We start from the raw sequence: 1,100 nt of genomic DNA, 5'->3' as shown, positions 1-1,100 counted from the left end.
CGCAAAAGGCTAAGGCGTAATGCCACAAGCCCAGATGATTTGCACCTCCACACGCTCATTTTCAAAATCTCACGCCACAATATAGGCACTTCAAGCGTGATACTAGCCCTCCACATACCTATAGTGATTTTTAGCATTTATTTTCACACGCATACACTTGTGCTGATTTGCGGTATTATGGGCTTTGTAGGGCTGTATATGCTCTGCTATTTTGCCTTATCAAAACGCCTATAACAACCCTAATCGCTTCAAAAAACAAGCTAAAGTTTTGCGATTGACATTGAATCTTTTAGCAATACGCACCATCGGTATGCGGTTTTGATACATTTTGATAATGCTATCTTTATTTTCATAAAGCTTCAAAGAATGCAGTGGTGCTACCCCGCTTGGTCTGCCAAGTCTCCCGCCTTCACTCTTAATCCTAGATAATGCTTCCTTTGTGCGTTGGCTAATGAGAGATGTCGCTCAATCTCCGCACTCAAGCTAAAAGCAAAGGCAAGCACTTTTGAATTAAGATTATCCCCTAGCTCGTAGTTTTCCTTGATAGAATAAATCGTAATGCCCCGCTCCATACATTGATGAAGCACACTCATAATCTGCAAAATGCTCCTGCCAAGTCGCGATATTTCAGCAATAATCAAATAGTCCCCTTTCTGTGCTTTTTTAAGCAACACTCCTAGCTGTCTATAATCAGGGCTAATAGCCCCGCTCATCGTCTCAGCGATGACGCGATATGTGTGGATATTGCGTTGCTCACACCACTTTTGTATCTCAAAATATTGATTTTTCACACTTTGTTTATGACTTGACACTCTTAAATAAATATAGTGCATAGGCTCTCCTTTTTTAAGGGAGCATTACATACCAAAGCGGATTAATCTTGCATAAAAATAGCCATAAAGCAGGGCAAAAATCCCACAAAATGCCAAAAGCAGCCAAGTGTGCTGGTAAAAGCATACACTCAAAATCACAAAAGGCACATTACACGCTAAGATAACAAGCGAAGTATTTTTATTAGAATGCGTAATGCGTTTGAAAATCAGCATATGCAAATGCACCTTATCTGGCTTTGTAGCGGACATTTTGCGTTTAAATCGCTT

The 1,100-nt window shown here is 40.3% G+C and carries 1 protein-coding gene and 2 pseudogenes; 1 reads left to right on the top strand and 2 read right to left on the bottom strand.

The window, feature by feature from the left end; all coding sequences use genetic code 11:
* A pseudogene (locus tag LS74_RS10770) lies at positions 1-234 on the top strand (glycosyltransferase family 4 protein); the annotation flags it as partial.
* A 143-nt stretch (positions 235-377) separates the two neighbouring features.
* Here LS74_RS10770 and LS74_RS10765 read toward each other — a convergent pair.
* Positions 378-833, bottom strand: coding sequence for a recombinase family protein (locus tag LS74_RS10765; RefSeq protein WP_236096936.1), 456 nt, complete (start codon positions 831-833; stop codon positions 378-380).
* Between the two features lie 24 nt (positions 834-857).
* Positions 858-1,100: pseudogene (locus LS74_RS10760) on the bottom strand (glycosyltransferase family 4 protein); the annotation flags it as partial.

The organism is Helicobacter magdeburgensis (genome assembly GCF_000765825.2).
GTDB lineage: Bacteria > Campylobacterota > Campylobacteria > Campylobacterales > Helicobacteraceae > Helicobacter_C > Helicobacter_C magdeburgensis.
Note: the sequence above shows the minus strand (reverse complement) of the source record. Positions and strands in the feature narration are given on the sequence as shown.

Excerpts from the sequence above, each read along its gene's own strand:
- LS74_RS10765 (WP_236096936.1), bottom strand. The coding sequence starts at position 833 with ATGCACTATATTTATTTAAGAGTGTCAAGTCATAAACAAAGTGTGAAA.